This is a genomic window from Kitasatospora sp. NPDC098652 (assembly GCF_044760155.1).
Classification (GTDB): Bacteria; Actinomycetota; Actinomycetes; order Streptomycetales; family Streptomycetaceae; genus Kitasatospora.
This window is the reverse complement of record NZ_JBIWAQ010000005.1, coordinates 398,579-419,995: the sequence shown is the minus strand read 5'-3', so window position 1 is coordinate 419,995 and position 21,417 is coordinate 398,579. Positions and strand designations below refer to the sequence as shown.

Genomic DNA, 21,417 nt, shown 5'->3' with positions numbered 1-21,417 from the left:
AGAGTTTGTCTGTGGTCTGAGGGGGGCCTGGGGGCGGGCCGGCTGCTCGGGGCAGCCGGCCCGACCTCCGTCAGACCTCTTCGACGCTGCTCGGCTCGCGCCGGGACAGGTCGATGCCGAGCTCTTCGGCGGCGCGGAAGACGTCCTCGTCGGAGTCCCGCATCTCGATGGACTGGCCGTCCGAGGACAGCACCTCCACGTTGAGGCAGAGCGACTGCATTTCCTTGATGAGAACCTTGAAGGACTCGGGAATGCCGGGCTCGGGGATGTTCTCGCCCTTGACGATGGCCTCGTAGACCTTCACGCGGCCGAGCACGTCGTCGGACTTGATGGTGAGCAGCTCCTGCAGGGCGTACGCGGCGCCGTACGCCTCGAGGGCCCACACCTCCATCTCACCGAAGCGCTGACCACCGAACTGCGCCTTACCACCGAGCGGCTGCTGGGTGATCATCGAGTACGGACCGGTCGACCGGGCGTGCAGCTTGTCGTCGACCAGGTGGTGCAGCTTGAGGATGTACATGTAGCCGACCGAGACCGGCATCGGGAACGGCTCGCCGGAGCGGCCGTCGAACAGGCGGGCCTTGCCGGTGGAGTTCACCAGGCGCTCACCGTCACGGGTGAGGGTGGTGTTGTCCAGCAGACCGGTGATCTCGTCCTCGCGGGCGCCGTCGAAGACCGGGGTGGCGAGGTTGGTGCCACCGGCGACCTGGTCGGCGCCGATCGCCTGGAGGCGCTGGGCCCACTCGTCGGCGAGGCCGGAGACGTCCCAGCCCTGCTTGGCGAGCCACCCGAGGTGGATCTCCAGGACCTGTCCCGGGTTCATTCGGGACGGGACACCCAGCGGGTTGAGGATGATGTCGACCGGGGTGCCGTCCTCGAGGAAGGGCATGTCCTCGACCGGAAGGATCTTGGAGATGACACCCTTGTTGCCGTGACGGCCGGCGAGCTTGTCACCGTTGGTGATCTTGCGCTTCTGGGCCACGTAGACGCGGACCAGCTGGTTGACGCCCGGGGGCAGCTCGTCGCCCTCTTCGCGGTCGAAGACGCGGACGCCGATGACCTTGCCGGACTCACCGTGCGGGACCTTGAGCGAGGTGTCGCGGACCTCACGGGCCTTCTCGCCGAAGATCGCGCGGAGCAGGCGCTCCTCGGGGGTCAGCTCGGTCTCACCCTTCGGGGTGACCTTGCCGACGAGGATGTCACCGGTGACGACGTCGGCGCCGATCCGGATGATGCCGCGCTCGTCCAGGTCCGCGAGGACCTCCTCGGAGACGTTCGGGATGTCCCGGGTGATCTCCTCGGGGCCGAGCTTCGTGTCACGGGCGTCGACCTCGTGCTCCTCGATGTGGATCGAGGAGAGGACGTCGTCCTGCACGAGGCGCTGCGACAGGATGATCGCGTCCTCGTAGTTGTGACCCTCCCACGACATGAACGCCACGAGCAGGTTCTTGCCGAGGGCCATCTCGCCCTCGTCGGTGCACGGGCCGTCGGCCAGCACCTGGTTGACCTCGACCCGGGCGCCCTCGTCCACGAGCACCTTCTGGTTGAAGGCGGTGCCCTGGTTGGAGCGGGTGAACTTGGCGGCGCGGTACGTGGTGTACGTGCCGTCGTCGTTCGCCACGGTGACGTAGTCGGCCGAGACCTCCTGCACCACGCCGGACTTCTCGGCGGTGATGACGTCGGCGGCGTCGACGGCGCAGCGGTACTCCATGCCGGTACCGACCAGCGGGGCCTCGCTCTTCAGCAGCGGCACCGCCTGGCGCATCATGTTCGAGCCCATGAGCGCGCGGTTGGCGTCGTCGTGCTCGAGGAACGGGATCATGGCGGTCGCGACCGACACCATCTGGCGCGGCGAGACGTCCATGTAGTCGATCTCGGAGCCCGGGATGTAGTCGATCTCGCCGCCACGGCGGCGGACCAGGACGCGGGGCTCGGCGAAGTGCAGGTCCGCGGTCAGCGGGGCGTTCGCCTGGGCGATGACGTAGCGGTCCTCCTCGTCGGCGGTGAGGTAGTCCACCTTCTCGGTGACGACACCGTCGACGACCTTGCGGTACGGGGTCTCGATGAAGCCGAAGGCGTTGACCCGGCCGTACGAGGCCAGCGACCCGATCAGACCGATGTTCGGGCCTTCCGGGGTCTCGATCGGACACATGCGGCCGTAGTGCGAGGGGTGCACGTCACGGACCTCGAAGCCGGCGCGCTCACGGGAGAGACCGCCGGGGCCGAGGGCGGACAGACGACGCTTGTGGGTCAGGCCCGACAGCGGGTTCGTCTGGTCCATGAACTGCGACAGCTGGCTGGTGCCGAAGAACTCCTTGATGGAGGCGACGACCGGCCGGATGTTGATCAGGGTCTGCGGCGTGATCGCCTCGACGTCCTGGGTGGTCATGCGCTCGCGCACGACGCGCTCCATACGGGCGAGACCCGTACGGACCTGGTTCTGGATGAGCTCGCCGACGTTGCGCAGGCGGCGGTTGCCGAAGTGGTCGATGTCGTCGACCTCGACCACGATGTCGCGGCCGGTCTCGTCACGCCACTCGGTCTCACCCGCGTGCAGCTTCACCAGGTACTTGATCGCACCGATGATGTCGGGCTCGGTGAGCACGCCGGAGTCCAGCGACTCAGCGTTGCCCAGCTTCCGGTTCAGCTTGTAGCGACCGACCTTGGCCAGGTCGTAGCGCTTCGGGTTGAAGTACAGGTTCTCCAGCAGCGTCTGCGCGGCCTCGCGCGTCGGCGGCTCGCCCGGACGCAGCTTGCGGTAGATGTCCAGCAGCGCGTCGTCCTGGCCCTGGGTGTGGTCCTTCTCCAGGGTGTTGCGCATCGACTCGTACTCGCCGAACTCCTCGAGAATCATCTCGTTGGTCCAGCCGAGAGCCTTGAGCAGCACGGTGACGGACTGCTTGCGCTTGCGGTCGATGCGGACGCCGACCATGTCGCGCTTGTCGATCTCCATCTCGAGCCAGGCACCACGCGAGGGGATGACCTTGCAGGAGTAGATGTCCTTGTCGGACACCTTGTCCAGGGTGGAGTCGAAGTACACGCCCGGGGAGCGGACGAGCTGCGACACGACGACACGCTCGGTGCCGTTGATCACGAACGTGCCCTTGTGGGTCATGAGCGGGAAGTCGCCCATGAAGACCGTCTGAGACTTGATCTCACCGGTCTCGTTGTTGGTGAACTCGGCCGTGACGAAGAGCGGGGCCGCGTACGTGAAGTCGCGGTCCTTGCACTCGTCAATGGAGTTCTTCGGCGGCTCGAAACGGTGGTCGCGGAAGGTCAGGGACATCGACCCGCTGAAGTCCTCGATCGGCGAGATCTCCTCGAAGATCTCCTCCAGACCGGACTTGGTGGGGACATCCTGACCAGACTCCAGCGCCTGCTCGACCCGGGACTTCCAGGCCGCGTTGCCGAGCAGCCAGTCAAAGCTCTCGGTCTGCAGGGCCAGGAGGTTCGGGACCTCGAGGGGCTCCTTGATCTTCGCGAACGAGACGCGGAGCGGGGCGGTGGATGCGGCGGAATTGTTCGAGGCGTTGCGCGGCGCGGCCAAGAGGGGGGTCCTTCCGAGGGCTCGGAGCTCACTACGCGCGTACCAGCCGGGCCTGCTTGAGCCTGGATTCCGCCTCCCTCGCAGCCGGCCTCCGCCGGGGTCGAAACCCCAGGTCAGAGCCGCTTTGCGGAGGCGGTGCCAGACCCCTTCAGGGCAACGCAAACTCCGGGCGACGAGTCACGGAGCAGCTAACAGGCAGCGCAAAGGGACAGTGTAGCCAAAGGCGACACTGCTGTCCAGCTCTGATTCGGAAACCGAATCGGAGACTCCTCCCGGTAGCCGGGGGCGCGGGCGCCCACCGGGTACTGCTCTAACTCACGTGGAGTCATTTCCCGCCCGAGCCGCTGGTTATGCATCCAGCGGCGAACCAACCGGGCGGACTCGCGCCTTGAGAATCGCGCGCCTCGCCGGGTTCGTCAAGGGCCCGCCGGCGGGGCGGACCTCGACCCGTTCATCGGCCCGAACCCCTCCGGCGTTACAGAAGCCGTGGTGGGGGCCACCGCCGATGACGGTGATCACCATACTCCTCGCCGCCGACACTACCGAGTGCGCGATCGGCCACACCGGTGGTCGTCCGGCCCGGGGCGGCGGGCGGGCGGGCGGGGAGGACGGGGAGGGCGGGCGGGGAGGACGGGCGGGCCCGGGAACGCAAAAAGGCCGGGCCGACCACCCGCAAGGGTGATCGGCCCGGCCTCAGGCCCCCTCAGAGGGGGCGTGGGGGCACCTCCCAGCCGGCTACGGCTGGGGGAAAGTCACTTGACGGTGACCTTGGCGCCGGCACCCTCGAGGGCGGCCTTGGCCTTCTCGGCAACGTCCTTGGCAACCTTCTCCAGGACCTTGGCACCAGCGGTGTCAACGAGGTCCTTGGCCTCCTTCAGGCCGAGGGAGGTCAGGGTGCGCACCTCCTTGATGACCTGGATCTTCTTGTCACCGGCGGCGTCGAGGATGACGTCGAACTCGTCCTGCTCCTCGACAGCGGCCTCGGCGCCACCGGCGGCGCCACCAACGGCGGCAACGGCGACCGGGGCGGCAGCGGTGACGTCGAACTTCTCCTCGAAGGCCTTCACGAAGGCAGCGAGCTCGATGAGGGTGAGCTCCTCGAACTGCGCGAGCAGCTCGTCCTGGGACAGCTTCGCCATGATTGGCGTCCTTCCACTAAATCGGCAGGTGGTGCCGGATGTACGGGATGGCGGGCGTACGGGCCCGCAGCGAGGCGTGAGCCTGCCGAATTACTCGGCGGCCGCGTCCTCGGCGGCGGGAGCCGGCGTACCGGCACCGCCCTGCTCGACCTTGTCGCGCAGCGCGTCCACAGTGCGGACGAGCTTCGACGGCAGGGCCTGGAAGAGCGCGGCAGCCTGGGACTGCTTGGCCTTCAGGGCACCCGCCAGCTTGGCGAGCAGCACCTCGCGGGACTCGAGGTCCGCGAGCTTCTTGATCTCATCGGCGGACAGCGCCTTACCGTCAAGGACACCGCCCTTGATGATGAGAGCGGGGTTCTCCTTGGCGAAGTCACGCAGAGCCTTCGCCGACTCCACCGGGTCACCGGTGACGAAGGCAACAGCCGTCGGACCGTTGAACAGGTCGTCGAGCTCGGAGATCCCGGCCTCGTTGGCCGCGATCTTGGTCAGCGTGTTCTTCACCACGGCGTACTCGGCGTTGTCGCCGAGCGAGCGACGCAGGGTCTTGACCTGCTTCACCGAGAGACCGCGGTACTCGGTCAGCAGCGCCGCGGAGGAGCCGCGGAACTTGTCCGTGATCTCGGCGACGGCGGCAGCCTTGTCGGGCCTGGCCATAGGCTTACGCCTCCTTCCGTGATGTCGAAGTCCGGCCGACCGCGAAAGTCGACCATTCACACCTCGAACCGGCCGGACGGAAGGAAAGCTCCTGCAGAAATGCAATGAGCCCCGGTGCGCAGGCGCACGGGGCTCGTAGCGACCTCAACGGACACCAGCGCGAACGCGGGACCCGGAAGTCGAAGCTCCAGACACACCTGCGCGGGCTGCCTGCGACGAAGCGCAGATCCTTCGGCCACCGGCTCCCTGACGGGGGCGCGGCGACAACCAGCGGTCTTTGGCTTCGGCAACAGTAACCGGACTCGTCCGGACGACGCAAATCGCCCTCGGACGGGTGAACCGGGACGGGGCCCGAGCGGGCCCCGAGGGGCCCGTCCGGCTCAGCGGGCCAGCGGGGAGACCGTCCGGACGCCGGTGTCCACGGTGTCCGTCTCGGCCGGGGCCTGGGCCGAGAGCAGCGGGCCGGCCGGGTCGGAGTAGATCACCGAGTCGTCCGCCCGGCCGCTGTCCCCGTTCCCGGTGCGCTGCAGCCGGACCAGCTGGTCCTTGTCGTTCAGCCAGAGGTCCAGGGTGAGCTCCAGCGAGCCGCCGGGGGCCAGTGCGGCCCGCAGGCCGTCCCGACGGGCCTGCGGCAGCTGGGTCTGAGCCGCCGCGTACTTCTCGGCGGTGGTGGTCACCCGGTAGTGCTCGACGGTGGAGTCCTCGAACTTCTCCTCGCCGACGAAGGCCGGCTCCGCCCCGTCCGCGGTGGCCGCGGCCAGCGCCTCGACCGGGTTCAGCAGGTCCAGCAGCCCCGCGTACGGGACCGCCTTGTGCCCGTCCGGGTCGGGCGGGACGGCGAAGCGCTCCCAGTGCTTGCCGCCGTTCCTGGCCGCGGTGGCGGCGTCGCCGCCCTGGTAGCCGACGGTGTCCACGACGATCAGCTGCTCGGCGTCGCCCGGGGTGGAGCGCTTGAGCTGGGCCGCCGTCTTGGGGGCCCAGAACAGCGAGCCGGAGCCGGCGTCCGCGCCCAGCCGGTAGCTGACCTTGGCCCGGCGGGCGGTCTGCATGGTCAGCTGGGCGGAGAGCAGCACGCCGTGCGGGGACCGGTCGGTCGGCTTGGCCGGCCAGGTCGGGGTGGCGGCGGTGGCGGAGGTGGTGCTCGCGCTGGCGCCGGCCGAGGGCGTGGCGGGCGCGTCCCCGCCGCCGCAGCCGGTCAGGCCGCTCGCGAGCACGGCGACCACGGCCACCGCCGCCAGCCGCTGCCGTCGCGCCATCGTCCGTTCCTCTCTCACCGGGCCCACCTTGCCACCCGGACCGGGCCCGGCCGGTGGCGACCCCCGCCCCGTCCACCTGATCGGCCGGGCCGGGGGCCGGAACCGGCGGTCGGCGTCAGCTGCGCCCCCCGGGCGCACGAGGCGCCCGGGGGGTAGCCGGTGGTCGGTGCGGGAGTTCGGTGCGGGAGTCCGGCCGGATCAGCCGAACAGCTTGAGCAGGTCGGCCTGGGAGCCCAGGTCGCCGGCGGCGGGGGCCTCGATCTTGTCGCCCTTGCCGAGGTCGGAGTACTTGACGGTGACGGCCTTGGACGCGCCGTTGGTGTCGCCGTACTCCTGGTACTTCACCAGCTCCTGCTTGTCGTTCAGCCAGAAGTCGATGGTGAGGGTCTTGCCGTCCTCCTCCAGCGTCTTCTGGACGGCCTGGCGCTGCTCCGCGGTGAGCGAGGTCATCCCGGCCACCAGGGTGGCGGTGTCCTCGACGGCCCGCAGGTGGGTGGTCTGGACGCCGTCCACGGCCTCCTGGCCGACCTTGCTGAGCTTGCCGCTCGCGGCCGCGATGGTGAGCTGGGAGACCGGGTTGACCATCTGACCCATCACCACGAAGGCGCTGCCCATCTCCTCCGAGGCGGGCACCTTGACCCAGTGCTTCCCCTGGAGCGCGGTGGCCGTGGTGTCGTCACCGCCGATGTAGGTGTCGGCCCCGATCGCCCGGATCCTGAGCTTCTTGCCGTCCATGTCGCTGGACACGTCCACGGAGACCTTGCCCGGGTCCTTCCAGTCGGCGCTGCCGCTGCCGCTCGGGCTGGAGGGGTCCGGGGAGGTCAAGGCGACCTTGCCGTTGCCGGCCTTCTGCATCACCAGGGCGGAGGCGGCGAGCGCGGCCTTCGGGTCGGCGGCGAGTCCGGCCGCGGCCGCGGCCGCGTCCTTGCCGTCGGTGGCGCCCTTGCTGTCGGCGGCGCTCTTGGTGTCGCCGCCCTTGCTGCCGCAGGCGGTGGCGCCGGCCAGCAGGACGGCGGCGGTCGCGACGGTGGCCGCGAGACGGACAGCGCGCATGGGTGTACCCCCCGTGAGTTCCTCGGAAGAGCCGATCATCGGCTTCTTCTCAGCCGGACTCTAACGGATGGCCGGGGCCGATCCGCACCGGATATCCCCTCCCGTCAGCCGGCCGCGGCCGGGGTCGTCTCCCCCGCCGCGGGGGCGGTGACGTCCGTCGTGGTCACGGTCGTCCCGGCGCTCCCCCGGGCCGTCTCACGGAGCTTCATCAGCCGCGGGCCGGGCCCGACCCAGACGTCGTACCCGATCTCGCCGACCCCGCGCTGCCGGTACCAGCCGACCACCGCGGCGAGCTGCTGCGGGTCCAACTCCCGGTCCGCGCCGAAGTAGCCGGCCACCGGGGCGGAGCCCTGGTAGTGCACGACGGTCGTCCCGGCGAGTTGCTCGGCGCCGAGCGAGCCGAGCCGGTCGGTCTGGGCGATCGCGTACGCCCGGCTGCCCGGGTTGGTGACCAGCGCGGTCATCCAGCCGCCCGCGTAGCCGCCGGAGCCGCCGCCGGCCGCCGGGTCGACCGACTCCGCGGTGGCGCGCTCGGCGTGCTTGGCCGCGCCGCCCTGGTACGTGAGGTCGAGCGCGCCGTCCCGGAGGGACAGCCGCCCGGTGCCCAGCTCGTCGGTGACGGTCAGCGCGGCCTCGTCCCGGTCGCCCCAGACCAAGGTGCCGCTCGCGCTGCGCCGACCGTCCGGGCCCTCCCGCACCAGGTCGATCCGGGCGCCGCCGGCGTCGTCCAGGGCCTGGGCGGCCGCGAGCACCACCTGCTTGGGCGGGATGGGCGCCGGCTCACCGGGGACGCGGGTCCCCGGGGCGGCCAGCAGGCTGCAGGCGGTGGTGGTGCCGAGCAGCAGCAGGGCCGCCGCGAGCGCGGCGGGGCGAAGGGCGGGCGGCACGGCACACTCCGGCGGTCACAGGCTCTCCACATGATCTGACCGGCAGAGCGTACGACGACTCGATCAGCCGTTCCCATTCCCCCGTGTTCCGATCCCGCAACCGTTTCCGCCGCCGCCCCCGCCGGGCCGCCCCGGGGAACGACGACGGGCCCGCACCCCCGGTGAAGGGGGTACGGGCCCGTCGTACGGACAGCTCTAGAGCACTGGGGCTCAGACCGCGGCCGGGTCCTCCTCGACGAGGAGGTTGCGGGTGCGGTTCGGGTCCACCTGGATGCCGGGGCCCATGGTGGTCGAGAACGCGGTCTTCTTGATGTAGCGGCCCTTGGCGGCGGACGGCTTGGCGCGGAGCACCTCGTCCAGCGCGGCGGCGTAGTTCTCGACCAGCTGCTCGTCGGTGAAGGAGGCCTTACCGATGATGAAGTGCAGGTTCGAGTGCTTGTCGACGCGGAACTCGATCTTGCCGCCCTTGATCTCGTTCACAGCCTTGGCGGTGTCCGGGGTCACGGTGCCGGTCTTCGGGTTCGGCATCAGGCCACGGGGACCGAGCACGCGGCCCAGGCGGCCGACCTTGCCCATGAGGTCCGGGGTGGCGACGACGGCGTCGAAGTCGAGGCGGCCCTTGGCGACCTCGTCGATGAGCTCGTCGGAACCGACGATGTCGGCACCCGCAGCACGCGCGGCCTCGGCACGCTCGCCGGTCGCGAAGACCAGGACCCGAGCGGTCTTACCGGTGCCGTGCGGGAGGATCACGGTGCTGCGGACCATCTGGTCGGCCTTGCGCGGGTCGACGCCCAGACGCATGGCGACCTCGACGGTGCCGTCGAACTTGGTGGTGCTGGTCGCCTTGGCGAGGCGGACGGCCTCGAGGGGGGCGTAAAGGCGCTCGCGGTCGACCTTGGCGTCCGCGGCCTTCAGAGCCTTGCTGCGCTTCACTGCTGCTCCTGAATGGTGATTGGAGTTGTGGTATTCGACGGGCCTGCGCAGGCCCTACCACAGGGACGGCTGAGCCGGTTTGCCCCTGACGGGACGATGGGCTTGATCAGCCCTCGACGGTGATGCCCATCGACCGGGCGGTGCCGGCGATGATCTTCTCCGCCGCGTCCAGGTCGTTGGCGTTCAGGTCGGGCATCTTGGTGGTGGCGATGTCGCGGACCTGGGCGCTGGTGAGCTTGGCGACCTTGGTCTTGTGCGGCTCGCTGGAGCCCTTGTCGATACCGGCGGCCTTCAGGATGAGGCGCGCGGCCGGCGGCGTCTTCGTGATGAAGGTGAAGGAACGGTCCTCGTAGACCGTGATCTCCACCGGCACGATCATGCCGCGCTGCGACTCGGTCGCAGCGTTGTAGGCCTTGCAGAACTCCATGATGTTGACGCCGTGCTGGCCCAGCGCGGGGCCGACCGGCGGCGCCGGGTTGGCCGCGCCGGCGTTGATCTGGAGCTTGATAAGCCCCGTGACCTTCTTCTTCTTGGGAGGCATGTCTCTCCGGGTCCTTCCGAGAGGTGATTGCTGGTGCGTGCGGACCGGGGCGACACCCGGTCGCCAGCACACACATCAGGCCAGGCTAACGCGTCTGCGCCGCTGGACCAAAACGGATTCGGGGCGGAGGCCGTCGGCCGCCGCCCCGGATCCGAAGACCGTGTGACTAGTTCTTCTGGATCTGGTCGAAGGAGAGCTCGACCGGGGTCTCCCGGCCGAAGATCTCGACCAGGCCCTTGACCTTCTTCGAGTCGGGGTTGATCTCGTTGATGGTCGCCTGGAGGGTCGCGAACGGGCCGTCGGTGACGGTGACCGAGTCGCCGACCTCGAAGTCCAGGACCTGGATCTCGCTCGGCTTGACCGGGGAGGGCTTGCCGGCCTCCTTGGCCGCCTGGCGCTCGACGTCCGGGGCGAGCATCTTGACGACCTCGTCCAGGGTCAGCGGGTACGGGTCGTAGGCGTTGCCCACGAAGCCGGTGACACCGGGGGTGTTGCGCACGACGCCCCAGGACTCCGGGGTGAGGTCCATGCGGACCAGGACGTAGCCGGGGAGCTTGTTCTGCCGGATGGTCTTGCGGTCGCCGTTCTTGATCTGGACGACCTCCTCCTGCGGCACCTCGGCCTGGAAGATGTACTCCTCGACGTTCAGCGAGACGGCGCGCTGCTCCAGGTTCTGCTTCACCCGGTTCTCGTAGCCCGCGTAGGTGTGGATCACGTACCACTCGCCCGGCATGAAGCGCAGGTCCTCACGGAACTTGGCGACCGGGTCGACCTCGGCCTCGGCCTCGGCCTCGGCGGGCTCGTCCTCGACGGCCTCGGCCTCGGCCGGCTCCTCGTCGGCGGACTCCTCGGCGGCGAGCTCCTCGTCGACCTCCACGTGCAGCGCGGCCTCCTCGGCGGGCTCGCCGGCCTCGGCCTCGTCGTACGCCTCGACCTCGTCCTCGTCGCTGTCCACGGCGTCGACGACCTGCTCGGCGGACTCTGCGTCGACAGCCAGCTCGGCCGCGTCCAGCTCGGCGGCGACATCCGCCTCGCGGACGGTCTCGTCGGCGTCGTACAGGGGGGACTCAGACACGGTGGCTGCTTCTTTCCTGGAGATGGTGAAGGTGGCGCGCTCCGGAACCGGACCGGCGCGCAGCCGCTCGCGCGGGCGCCAGGAGAGGTCTCGGAGACTTCAACAGTACCGAGTCCACGGTACGCGCGCGTACGTCCGCCGCCGACAGCTCGACCCGGACCGATGATTCGGCCCGGGTCGGGAGGTGGTTCGGAGGTGGGGGCTCGATCAGCCGAAGACCAAGAGGCTCAGCTTGGCGAAGCCGTAGTCGAGACCGTAGACGAAGCCCATCACGACCACGACGAAGGTCACCACGACCGCGGTGTAGTTGGTGAGTTCGCTCCGGGTGGGCCAGACGACCTTGCGGAGCTCCGCGATGATCTGGCGGTAGAACAGGCCCATCCGCGCGAAGAGGCCCTTCTTGGCCCGCTTGCCGGACTTCTTCTGCTTGCCGGAGGTCTTGTCGCCCTCGACAGCAGCGGTCTCGGCAGCGCCGTCGGTCCCCTCGGGGTTGCCGCTCTCAGGCGTTGCGGTGGAGCCCGTGGTCTCCGTCACTCGTCCTCACCTGAATCCGGGTCCGGCCGAACATCACCTGCGTACCCGTTTCAGGCACGAGCGGTCGGCTTAAGCGGTGCTGATCGGTGCCCTTTCCGCATCAAGCCCGCTCGCTCTGTGGAGCGAACGGGCTGAATACGGATCAAGCAGCAGGGCAAGAGGGACTCGAACCCCCAACCGCCGGTTTTGGAGACCGGTGCTCTACCAATTGAGCTATTGCCCTACGGAACCTCGCGGCCCCTGGTGGCGACCAACCTACCGCATCTCCCCCCCGCTGTCTGTACAGGCGGTGAAAGCTCCGGTCTTTTTCGGTGGGCCGTCGAGCAGCGAGTGTACGTGGTCGAGGGGTGTTTGGTCGAACCTCTTCTTCCGGGACCGCCGTCCGCCCGGCGGATGTCCGGCCCGGCGGGGCGGACACCGGCGGATCGCCGGGGGTCGCGATGCGGACGGAGCCGTACGGATGCTGGAACCGCCACGCCCGGTCCGTCCCGGTTCTGCGACGATGCAGGCATGAGCGCTTCCACCCCGCAGCCCGACCAGTCCATCCGCCCCGCCGACCGCCGGGTCTCCGCCCGGATCGGTGCGATCGCCGAGTCCGCGACCCTCGCCGTGGACGCCAAGGCCAAGGCCCTCAAGGCCGCCGGCCGCCCGGTGATCGGCTTCGGTGCCGGTGAGCCCGACTTCCCCACCCCGGACTACATCGTCGAGGCGGCCGTCGAGGCCTGCCGCGACCCGAAGAACCACCGCTACACCCCGGCGGGTGGGCTGCCCGAGCTCAAGGCCGCGATCGCCGCCAAGACGCTGCGCGACTCCGGCTACCAGGTGGACGCCTCCCAGGTGCTGGTCACCAACGGCGGCAAGCAGGCCATCTACGAGGCCTTCGCCGCGATCCTGGACCCGGGCGACGAGGTCATCGTCCCGGCCCCGTACTGGACCACCTACCCGGAGTCGATCCAGCTGGCCGGCGGCGTCCCGGTGGAGGTCGTCGCCGACGAGACCACCGGCTACAAGGTCTCGGTCGAGCAGCTGGAGGCCGCCCGCACCGAGAACACCAAGGTGCTGCTGTTCGTCTCGCCGTCGAACCCGACCGGCGCGGTGTACACCCGCGACGAGGCCGAGGCGATCGGCCGCTGGGCGCTGGAGCACGGCCTGTGGGTGCTCACCGACGAGATCTACGAGCACCTGGTCTACGGCGACGCGACCTTCACCTCGCTGCCGGCCCTGCTGCCCGAGCTGGCCGACAAGTGCATCGTGGTCAACGGCGTGGCCAAGACCTACGCGATGACCGGCTGGCGGGTGGGCTGGGTGATCGGCCCCAAGGACGTGATCAAGGCCGCGACCAACCTGCAGTCGCACGCCACCTCCAACGTCTCCAACGTCGCCCAGCGCGCCGCGATCGCCGCCGTCGCCGGCGACCTGTCCGCCGTGCACGAGATGCGCACCGCCTTCGACCGCCGCCGCAGGACCATCGTGCGGATGCTCAACGAGATCGACGGCGTCATCTGCCCCGAGCCCGAGGGTGCCTTCTACGCCTACCCGTCGGTCAAGGGCCTGCTGGGCAAGGAGATCCGAGGTCAGCGCCCGCAGACCTCCGCCGAGCTGGCGAGCCTGATCCTGGACGAGGTCGAGGTCGCCGCCGTCCCGGGCGAGGCCTTCGGCACCCCCGGTTACCTGCGGTTCTCCTACGCGCTCGGCGACGAGGACCTGGTCGAGGGCATCAGCCGGATCCAGAAGCTGCTCGGCGAGGCCCGCGACTGACGTCCGTCGTCAACCGGACGTTCGGGATTCACCCGGCGCACCGCCCTCTTTCACCCCTTCGGGGGACGGGAAGAGGGCGGTTCCCGTTCGGGGGTCGCATACGGCAGTATCGGCAGATGGAACGCCTGTTGATCCCGCGAGACGTCAGGGGCCTCCCGAAGGCCCACCTGCACCTGCACTTCACCGGCTCGATGCGGCCCGCCACCCTGCTGGAGCTGGCCGACAAGCACGGCGTCCGCCTGCCGGAGGCGCTCAGCTCCGGCGAGCCGCCCAAGCTCCGCGCCACCGACGAGCGCGGCTGGTTCCGCTTCCAGCGCCTCTACGACACCGCCCGCTCGGTGCTCCGGGACGAGTCGGACATCCGCCGGCTGGTCCTGGAGACCGCCGAGGACGAACGGCGGGACGGCTCCCGCTGGCTGGAGATCCAGGTCGACCCGACCTCCTACGCGCCCCGGCTGGGCGGGCTGATCCCCGCCCTGGAGCTGATCCTGGACGCGGTCGAGCAGGCCGCCGCGGCCACCGGGGTGGGCATCCGGGTGCTTGTCGCGGCGAACCGGATGAAGTCCCCGATGGACGCCCGGACGCTGGCCCGGCTCGCCGTCCGCTACGCCGACCACGGGGTGGTCGGCTTCGGCCTCTCCAACGACGAGCGCCGCGGCCTGGCCCGGGACTTCGACCGGGCCTTCGAGATCGCCCGCAAGGGCGGGCTGCTGGCCGCCCCGCACGGCGGCGAGCTGGCCGGGCCGGAGTCCGTCCGGGACTGCCTGGACGACCTGGGCGCCGGCCGGATCGGCCACGGCGTCCGGGCCGCCGAGGACCCGCGGCTGATGGCCCGGCTCGCGGACCGCGGGATCACCTGCGAGGTCTGCCCGTCCTCCAACGTCTCGCTCGGCGTCTACGAACACCCGGAAGAGGTACCGCTGCGCCGGCTGTTCGACGCCGGGGTGCCGCTGGCGCTCGGCGCGGACGACCCGCTGCTGTTCGGCAGCCGGCTGGCCGCCCAGTACGACCTGGCCCGCGACGCCCTGGGCTTCACCGACGCCGAACTCGCCGAACTGGCACGGCAGTCGGTGCGCGGCTCGTGCGCCCCGGAGGCCGTCCGCAAGGAGCTGCTGGCGGACATCGACGGCTGGCTGGTCGACGGGCACCCGGCGGGTTAGGGCGTGTCTGACAATTCGCGTCGGATCAGCGCGCGGCGTTGGGGTGCGTGCATCGCAAGGCGGAGGAGGGAGTCCATGCGGAGCATCGGCGACTGACGACAACGCGGCGAGGTGCGCTTGTGCCCTGGGGGTACCTCCCGGCCGAAGGCTGGGGGAGCGTCGCGCGCCCGGCGGGAATTGTCAGACACGCCCTAGAGCTTGACGCCCACCATCACGGGCTCGTTCACCAGCTCCACCCCGAAGACCTCGCGGACCCCGTCCCGGATCTCCCGGGCCAGGGCCAGCAGGTCCTCGGCGGTGGCCGCGCCGCGGTTGGTGAGCGCCAGGGTGTGCTTGGTGGAGAGCGTGGCCGGGCCGTCGCCGTAGCCCTTGCGGAAGCCCGCCCGGTCGATCAGCCAGGCGGCCGAGGTCTTGGTGCAGCCCTCCGGGGCCGGGTAGGCGGGGGCGTCCTCGGCGCCCGGGCGGGTCCGGAAGGACTCGTACTGCGCCGCCGTGAGCACCGGGTTGGTGAAGAAGGAGCCGGCCGACCAGGTGTCGTGGTCCGCCGGGTCCAGCACCATGCCCTTGCCCGAGCGCAGCCCCAGCACCGCGTCGTACGCCTCGCCCAGCGGCACCCGCTCGCCCTGCTCGACACCGAAGTGCCGGGCCACCTCGGCGTACTTGACCGGGGTGGAGAGGCCCGCGTGGTCCGCCAGGGCGAACCGCACCCGGAGCACCACGTAGCGGTCCGGCCGGGCCTTGAAGCGGCTGTGCCGGTAGGAGAACTCGCACTCGGCGTTCGAGAGGGTGACCACCTCGCCCGCCGTGCGGTCGTACGCGACCACCTCGGTGACGGTCTGGGCCACCTCCTGGCCGTACGCGCCGACGTTCTGCACCGGGGTGGCACCGGCCGAGCCCGGGATGCCGGCCAGGAACTCGATGCCGGCCAGGCCGTGCTCGCGCACCGCGCGGGTGACCGCCTCCGACCACACCTCGCCGGCCGCCAGCTCCAGCACGGTGCCGTCCAGGGCGAAGCCGGTGGTGGCGATCCGCAGCACCGTGCCGGGGAAGCCGGCGTCGCCGATCACCAGGTTGGAGCCGCCGCCGAGGACCAGCAGCGGCTCACCGGCCGCGTCGGCCTCGCGGACGGCGGCGATCACCTCGTCGTCGGTGTGGGCGGTGACCAGCCGACGGGCCGGGCCGCCGAGCCGGAGCGTGGTGAGCGGGGCGAGGGGGGCGTCGTTTTCTACCAGCACGCCCACCAGCGTACGGGGACGGGGGCGGCCGCTCGGCCGCCCCCGTGGCCCGCACCCCACCGTTCAGGCCTGCGCGGCCTCGGCCGGGACGGCCTCCTCGACGCTCCCGACGTCCTCGGCGTCCCCCACCCGCTCGATCGTGGCGGGCTGCTCGGCGGCGGGCTGCTCGGCAACCACCGCGCCGTCGACCACCGCCCCGGCCCGCGCCGCCCGGCCCGGCAGCAGCAGCGCGCAGGCCCCGGCCGCCAGCACCACCGCGGCCCCGACGTACAGCGCGGGCCCCATCGCGTGGACGAAGGTCCCGGCCGAGCCGTCCCCGCCCTGCTCCGAGAAGACCGCCGCCAGCACGGCCACCCCGAGCGCGCCGCCGACCTCGCGCAGCGCGTTGTTGGCGCCGGAGGCGATGCCCTGCTCCTCCGGCCGGACGCTGTCCATCACCATGGCGGCGGTCGGCGCGAAGTACATCGACATGCCGACCCCGCACATCACCACGGCGGGCACCACCGGGCCGTACGCGTAGTGCCCGAGTCCGGCGTTGATCGCCGCGTACAGCGCCAGGCCGACGCCCTGCAGCACCAGCCCGAGCACCACGATCGGGCGGCCGCCGAGCCGGTCCGCCAGGATGCCGGCGAGCGGCGCGACGATCAGCCCCACCCCGGTCCACGGCAGCATCCGGACGCCGGCCTCCTCCGGGGTGTAGCCGCCCACGGTCTGCAGGTGCTGGCTGATCAGGAAGATCGAGCCGAACATCCCGAGCGACATCAGCAGGCCGGAGGCGTTGACGGCGGTGAAGGTCCGGTTGCGGAACAGCCGCATCGGGAGCATCGGGTGCTTCGCGCCGCGCTGCTCGTACCGGACGAAGGCGACCAGCAGCAGCACGCCACCGGCCAGCGCGCCCAGCACCAGCGGACTGGTCCAGCCGTCCGGGTTGCCGCGGATCAGGCCGAGCACGACGCCGAACAGGCCGAGGCTCACCAGCACCGTGCCGACCGCGTCCAGGGCCGGGTTGGCGCCCCGGCTCTCGCGCAGCTTGAGGGCGGCCAGCGGCACCAGGACCACGCCGACCGGGACGTTCACCCAGAAGATCCACTGCCAGGAGAAGTTCTCGGTCAGGGTGCCGCCGACCAGCGGTCCGGTGGCGATGGCGAGGCCGTTGACGCCGGCCCAGATGCCGAAGGCCATCCCGCGCTTGGCCGCCGGGATGGCCGCGGTCAGCAGGGTGAGGGTGAGCGGCATCGACACCGCGGCTCCGACGCCCTGGAGGGCGCGGGCGGCGATCAGCTCGCCGATGCCGGGCGAGAGCGCGGCCGCGGCCGAGCCGACGGTGAAGAGCGTGAGCCCGATCACGAACATCCGGCGGCGGCCGAAGCGGTCGCCGAGCGCCGCGCCGAACATCAGCAGCACGGCGAAGGAGAGGGTGTAGGCGCTGACCGTCCACTCCAGGTCGGACAGCCCGCCGCCGAGCTCCTCGCGGATGGAGGGCAGCGCGGTGGTGACGACCAGGTTGTCCAGCGCGGCCATGAAGCCCGCGAGGGCGGTGATCACCAGGGTCCAGACGCCGGTGCGGCCGAGGCCCGGCCGCTCCGCGGCGGCCACCTCGGTTCTGGTGGTGCTTCCTGCTGTGTGCTCCGTCATGACGTCCCCCAGGATTTCTCGGATAGTTATTGATCACTAACTTTCGAGGGCTGAGAAAAGGCCGCACGGACTCCGCCGTGCGACCCGCTACCCGGCCTCCTCGCGCTCGCCGAAGCCGTCCCAGATCCGGTGCTCCCGGGGGAAGCCCAGCGCCACCAGGGTGTTGATCAGCATCCCGTACGCGAAGAACTCGGTGGTCCCCTGCACGTCGCCGCCGACCCGCTCCCGCACCCGCTCGAACAGCTCCCCCCACAGCCGCCGGGCCGTCTCGCCGATCTCGTCCTCGCCGGCCATCCGGGAGGCGAACACCGAGACGTACAGCTGCATCTGCATCATCAGCTGCTCGCCGTCCTCGACCAGGCCCATGTACGCCTCGGACATCTTCGCGGCGGCCTCCTCGCCGGTCAGCCCGGCCGACGCCTCGTCGAAGACCCTCCAGGTCTCCTCGATGCAGCGCTCGGCGGCGGCCGTGAAGATCGCCTGCTTGCCCGGGAACAGCCGGAACAGGTACGGCTGCGAGACGCCCACCCGGCGGGCGATCGACTCGGTGGACGTCCCGCGGTAGCCGTTCCTGGCGAACTCGATCATCGCGGCCCGGACGACGCTCTCGCGCCGCTCCTCCGCACTCATCCGCATGCTCGTCTTCGCCACGGGTTCTAAGTTAGTGACCAATCACTATCTCTGCAAGGGGGCGGCCACCCGGAGAAACCGACTCGGAGGAACCGACTCGGAGAAACCGACCAGGAGACCCGACCGCCCCGGCACCCGTCGAACGGGCCCGGGGCGGTCGGAGCGACGCCGCGGTGGCGTCGGAGTGAGCGAGGTCGGAGTGACGAAGGCCTCAGCCTCAGCCGAGGCGGACGATCGCCCGGGACATCCCCAGCACCTTCTGCCCGCCCGAGGTGGCCAGCAGGTCGATCTGGACCTTGCGGTCCTCCAGCTTCTTGGCGACCTTGGCCGAGACCTCGATCACCGCGCCGACCCCGTCGTTCGGCACCGGCACCGGCCGGGTGAAGCGGACGCCGTACTCGACCACCGCGGCCGGGTCGCCGACCCAGTCGGTGACCACCCGGATCGCCTCGGCCATGGTGAACATGCCGTGCGCGATGACGTCCGGCAGGCCGACCTCCCGCGCGAACTTCTCGTTCCAGTGGATCGGGTTGAAGTCGCCGGAGGCGCCCGCGTACTGGACCAGCGTGGCGCGGGTCACCGGGAAGGACTGCGCCGGCAGCTCGGTGCCGACCTCGACCTCGTCGTAGTCGATCGCCATCGTGCTCACTCCCCCGCCTCGCCGGCGGCGCGGGCCACCAGCGTCATGATCGCCGTCACCACGTGCTCGCCGGTCTCGTCCGCCACCTCGCCGCGCACGGTGAGTACGTCGTTGCCCGCCAGCGACTTGATGTTGTCGATGGTCACCGCGACCGTCAGCCGGTCGCCGGCCCGCACCGGGCGGGTGTACTGGAACTTCTGGTCACCGTGCACCACCCGGCTGTAGTCCAGCCCCAGTTCCGGGTCCTCGACGACCTGGCCGGCCGCCCGGAAGGCGATCGCGAACGGGAAGGTCGGCGGGGCGATCACGTCCTGGTGGCCCAGCGCCTTCGCGGCCTCCGCGTCGGTGTACGCCGGGTTGGCGTCCCCGATCGCGACCGCGAACTCGCGGATCTTCTCCCGGCCGACCTCGTACGGCGCGGTGGGCGGGTAGCTACGCCCGATGAAAGAGGGGTCGAGTGCCACGGCAGCTCCTCGGAACACGGATGGAAACGCGGGTGGGTACGCGGACGGGTACGAAAAAGACTCCGGGCCGCATCCCCTGTTGAGGGATACGGCCCGGAGTCGAAGACCTGGTTCACACAGGCCCGGCGCCCTGCAGCAGGGTCAGCGGGTCTCGCGGTGCGCGGTGTGCGAGTTGCAGCGGGGGCAGTGCTTCTTCATCTCAAGACGGTCCGGGTCGTTACGCCGGTTCTTCTTGGTGATGTAGTTCCGCTCCTTGCACTCCACGCAGGCCAGCGTGATCTTCGGGCGGACATCGGTGGCAGCCACGGGAGTGCCTTCCTTGGACAACGAATAAGAACACAACAAGAGTAGCCGACCGGGAGTGCGATCTCCCGACCGACTACGCGGGGTAGCGGTGACCGGACTTGAACCGGTGACACAGCGATTATGAGCCGCTTGCTCTACCAACTGAGCTACACCGCCACAGTGATCGGCGACCCGGCCGAAACCGAACTGCCTTTCACCAGAGCCCCCATGCGGAATCGAACCGCAGACCTTCTCCTTACCATGGAGACGCTCTACCGACTGAGCTATAGGGGCGAACGAGGAAGAGATTACACGTTCCGCGCCCAGAGGTGAAATCCGTATCCCGGGGCGAAGACCGCAGGTCGGCGCGGTGCACGGACGGACGATCCAAGGCCGGGCGTTCGATCGGCCCACGAGCCGTGCGCCCCGACCCACGAGCCGTGCGCCCCGAGCCGATACGACTATTGCCCGCCTCCCGGCGCCCCGCCACCGTGCGCCATAGGCTCGACGCTCATTGGCCGGGGCCCCGGCCGATCCCCCCACGGGCCCACTGGCCAGCGCGAGAAGGAGCCGGCGATGGACAGCGCAGCCGCCGACGGGCCACCCTCAGGCCCCGGCCCGGCGGCCAACCCGCTCGGGCACGGCCCGGTCCTCCTGCTCACCGGGGCCCGGCTGGCCGACGGACGGGTGGTGGACGTGCGGGTCAGCGGCGACCGGATCCAGGCGGTCGGCACCGTCGGCAGCCTCGGTCCGCTGCCCGCCCTGCCCGGCGCCCCCACGGTCACCACCGGCGCCCGGATCGACCTCAAGGGCTACCTGCTGCTCCCGGCCCCCGCCGAGGCGCACGCCCACTACGACTTCGCCTTCTCCGCCGCCCTGCCCGCCCCGCCCCCGGACACCCCCGCCGACCTCACCCGTCGGATCACCGAGGCCGCGCTCACCTCGCTCGGCTACGGCGCCACCGCCCAGCGCACCCACGTCCGGATCGGCGACGTGCACGGGCTGCGCCAGCTGGAGGCGGTGCTCACCGCCCGCCAGGCGCTGCGCGGCCTGGCCGAGCTCCAGGCGGTGGCGATGCCCCGACTGCTCACCGGCCGGGCCGGCGCGGACGGGCGGGCCCAGCTGCGCGAGGCCCTCAAGCTGGGCGCCACGGCGGCCGGCGGCTGCCCGGAGCTGGACCCGGACCCGGCCGGGTACGTCCAGCTGCTGCTGGAGGCCGCCCGGGAGGCGGACTGCCCGGTGGACCTGCACACCACCGCCGCCGACGCGACCCAACTCGCCCGGCTGGCAGGCGCCCTGGCGCCGCTGCGGCCACGGGTGGCGCTCGGGCCGTGCGGGGCGCTGGCCCGCGGCGGGGTCACCGTGCTGGCGACCAGCGGGGTCCGGGTGGTCTGGCTGCCGCAGAACGGCGGCTGCACCGGCCTCGAAGGCCGCCCCGCCGGCCTCCGGCCGGGCCTGGTACGGGAGTTGGCCGCGGCCCGGGTGCCGTTGGCGGCGGGCAGCGGCGCCCTGCGGGACCCGTCCAACCCGGTCGGCCGGGCCGATCCGCTGGAGGCGGCCTACCTGCTCGCGGCGAGCGGGGAGCTGGACCCGGACGCGGCGTACGACGCGGTGGCGAACCAGGCCAGGGCGGCGCTCGGGCTGCCGCCGGTGCGGGTGGACGCCGGGTTCCCGGCGGAGCTGCTGGCGGTGCGCGGGGACTCCCTGGCCGGGGCGCTCGCGGGCGGGCACAGCCGGCTGGTGGTGCACAGCGGCCGGGTGGTCAGCCGGACCAGCGCCGTCCGGGAGTTCGCGGACACCGTGGCGCTGGCACTGCCCCGGCAGTCCGGCGGCATGGACTGCTGAGCGCGCGGGGAGGCGGGAAAGCCAAGGGCGCGCGACCTGGGTCGCGCGCCCCTCCCCCACTACTGGCCGCCCTTGGCCGGCGGCTGGAGCGATCCCGGCCTCCCCCACAAGGAGCCGGAACCGCTCGTTCCGGCACTGACACTACG

Annotated in this window: 19 protein-coding genes and 3 tRNA genes; 3 read left to right on the top strand and 19 right to left on the bottom strand. The window is 71.0% G+C overall.

The window, feature by feature from the left end; all coding sequences use genetic code 11:
- Nucleotides 1-70: 70 nt before the first annotated feature.
- The 11 genes from rpoB to ACIQWA_RS14890 all read right to left on the bottom strand — a co-directional run bounded on the left by rpoB (nt 71) and on the right by ACIQWA_RS14890 (nt 11,842).
- Nucleotides 71-3,547: a DNA-directed RNA polymerase subunit beta gene (rpoB, locus tag ACIQWA_RS14940; protein ID WP_350503604.1), complete on the bottom strand. Its 3,477-nt coding sequence runs from the start codon at nt 3,545-3,547 to the stop codon at nt 71-73.
- Between the two features lie 752 nt (nt 3,548-4,299).
- Nucleotides 4,300-4,686: a 50S ribosomal protein L7/L12 gene (gene rplL, locus ACIQWA_RS14935; protein ID WP_360226169.1), complete on the bottom strand. Its 387-nt coding sequence runs from the start codon at nt 4,684-4,686 to the stop codon at nt 4,300-4,302.
- A 90-nt stretch (nt 4,687-4,776) separates the two neighbouring features.
- Nucleotides 4,777-5,340: a 50S ribosomal protein L10 gene (gene rplJ / locus ACIQWA_RS14930; RefSeq protein WP_350503606.1), complete on the bottom strand. Its 564-nt coding sequence runs from the start codon at nt 5,338-5,340 to the stop codon at nt 4,777-4,779.
- A gap of 380 nt (nt 5,341-5,720) precedes the next feature.
- Complete coding sequence (locus ACIQWA_RS14925; RefSeq protein ID WP_402482306.1) at nt 5,721-6,596, bottom strand: hypothetical protein; 876 nt, start codon at nt 6,594-6,596, stop codon at nt 5,721-5,723.
- Between the two features lie 198 nt (nt 6,597-6,794).
- Entirely contained in the window at nt 6,795-7,649 is an 855-nt protein-coding gene (locus tag ACIQWA_RS14920; RefSeq protein WP_402482304.1) for a hypothetical protein, read from the bottom strand.
- Between the two features lie 104 nt (nt 7,650-7,753).
- Complete coding sequence (locus ACIQWA_RS14915; protein ID WP_402482301.1) at nt 7,754-8,536, bottom strand: hypothetical protein; 783 nt, start codon at nt 8,534-8,536, stop codon at nt 7,754-7,756.
- A gap of 210 nt (nt 8,537-8,746) precedes the next feature.
- A complete protein-coding gene (gene rplA, locus ACIQWA_RS14910) occupies nt 8,747-9,469 on the bottom strand; it encodes a 50S ribosomal protein L1 (RefSeq protein WP_355669608.1) in 723 nt (240 codons plus the stop codon).
- A 106-nt stretch (nt 9,470-9,575) separates the two neighbouring features.
- Nucleotides 9,576-10,010, bottom strand: a complete 435-nt coding sequence (gene rplK / locus ACIQWA_RS14905; protein WP_360226157.1) for a 50S ribosomal protein L11 — start codon at nt 10,008-10,010, stop codon at nt 9,576-9,578.
- A gap of 166 nt (nt 10,011-10,176) precedes the next feature.
- The gene (gene nusG, locus ACIQWA_RS14900; protein WP_402482297.1) at nt 10,177-11,085 is read right to left on the bottom strand and encodes a transcription termination/antitermination protein NusG; all 909 of its coding nucleotides are present in this window, start codon (nt 11,083-11,085) and stop codon (nt 10,177-10,179) included.
- A gap of 207 nt (nt 11,086-11,292) precedes the next feature.
- Nucleotides 11,293-11,619, bottom strand: a complete 327-nt coding sequence (gene secE, locus ACIQWA_RS14895; RefSeq protein ID WP_360226154.1) for a preprotein translocase subunit SecE — start codon at nt 11,617-11,619, stop codon at nt 11,293-11,295.
- Nucleotides 11,620-11,769: 150 nt separating this feature from the next.
- Nucleotides 11,770-11,842 (bottom strand) — tRNA-Trp (locus ACIQWA_RS14890).
- A 287-nt stretch (nt 11,843-12,129) separates the two neighbouring features.
- On the opposite strand from ACIQWA_RS14890, the gene ACIQWA_RS14885 reads away from it, so the two are divergent.
- Together ACIQWA_RS14885 and ACIQWA_RS14880 are read left to right on the top strand one after the other, a co-directional pair.
- Entirely contained in the window at nt 12,130-13,377 is a 1,248-nt protein-coding gene (locus tag ACIQWA_RS14885) for a pyridoxal phosphate-dependent aminotransferase (protein WP_402482294.1), read from the top strand.
- Between the two features lie 116 nt (nt 13,378-13,493).
- Nucleotides 13,494-14,537, top strand: a complete 1,044-nt coding sequence (locus tag ACIQWA_RS14880) for an adenosine deaminase (protein ID WP_402482291.1) — start codon at nt 13,494-13,496, stop codon at nt 14,535-14,537.
- Nucleotides 14,538-14,728: 191 nt separating this feature from the next.
- On the opposite strand, the gene ACIQWA_RS14875 is transcribed toward ACIQWA_RS14880, so the two are convergent.
- The 8 genes from ACIQWA_RS14875 to ACIQWA_RS14840 form a co-directional block, all read right to left on the bottom strand.
- The gene (locus ACIQWA_RS14875) at nt 14,729-15,772 is read right to left on the bottom strand and encodes a UDP-N-acetylmuramate dehydrogenase (RefSeq protein WP_402482288.1); all 1,044 of its coding nucleotides are present in this window, start codon (nt 15,770-15,772) and stop codon (nt 14,729-14,731) included.
- 63 nt (nt 15,773-15,835) lie between these two features.
- Complete coding sequence (locus ACIQWA_RS14870) at nt 15,836-17,407, bottom strand: MFS transporter (RefSeq protein ID WP_402482285.1); 1,572 nt, start codon at nt 17,405-17,407, stop codon at nt 15,836-15,838.
- Between the two features lie 87 nt (nt 17,408-17,494).
- The gene (locus ACIQWA_RS14865; protein WP_402482451.1) at nt 17,495-18,037 is read right to left on the bottom strand and encodes a TetR/AcrR family transcriptional regulator; all 543 of its coding nucleotides are present in this window, start codon (nt 18,035-18,037) and stop codon (nt 17,495-17,497) included.
- 217 nt (nt 18,038-18,254) lie between these two features.
- The gene (locus ACIQWA_RS14860) at nt 18,255-18,677 is read right to left on the bottom strand and encodes a MaoC family dehydratase (RefSeq protein ID WP_402482282.1); all 423 of its coding nucleotides are present in this window, start codon (nt 18,675-18,677) and stop codon (nt 18,255-18,257) included.
- A 5-nt stretch (nt 18,678-18,682) separates the two neighbouring features.
- The gene (locus ACIQWA_RS14855) at nt 18,683-19,141 is read right to left on the bottom strand and encodes a MaoC family dehydratase N-terminal domain-containing protein (RefSeq protein ID WP_360226135.1); all 459 of its coding nucleotides are present in this window, start codon (nt 19,139-19,141) and stop codon (nt 18,683-18,685) included.
- Nucleotides 19,142-19,282: 141 nt separating this feature from the next.
- Nucleotides 19,283-19,447 (bottom strand): 50S ribosomal protein L33, encoded by a 165-nt coding sequence (gene rpmG, locus ACIQWA_RS14850; protein ID WP_006604855.1) that lies wholly within the window; start codon nt 19,445-19,447, stop codon nt 19,283-19,285.
- Nucleotides 19,448-19,530: 83 nt separating this feature from the next.
- Nucleotides 19,531-19,603 (bottom strand) — tRNA-Met (locus tag ACIQWA_RS14845).
- A gap of 44 nt (nt 19,604-19,647) precedes the next feature.
- Nucleotides 19,648-19,720: transfer RNA gene (locus tag ACIQWA_RS14840), tRNA-Thr, on the bottom strand.
- A gap of 282 nt (nt 19,721-20,002) precedes the next feature.
- On the opposite strand from ACIQWA_RS14840, the gene ACIQWA_RS14835 reads away from it, so the two are divergent.
- A complete protein-coding gene (locus tag ACIQWA_RS14835) occupies nt 20,003-21,271 on the top strand; it encodes a hydrolase (RefSeq protein WP_360226132.1) in 1,269 nt (422 codons plus the stop codon).
- Nucleotides 21,272-21,417 lie beyond the last annotated feature (146 nt).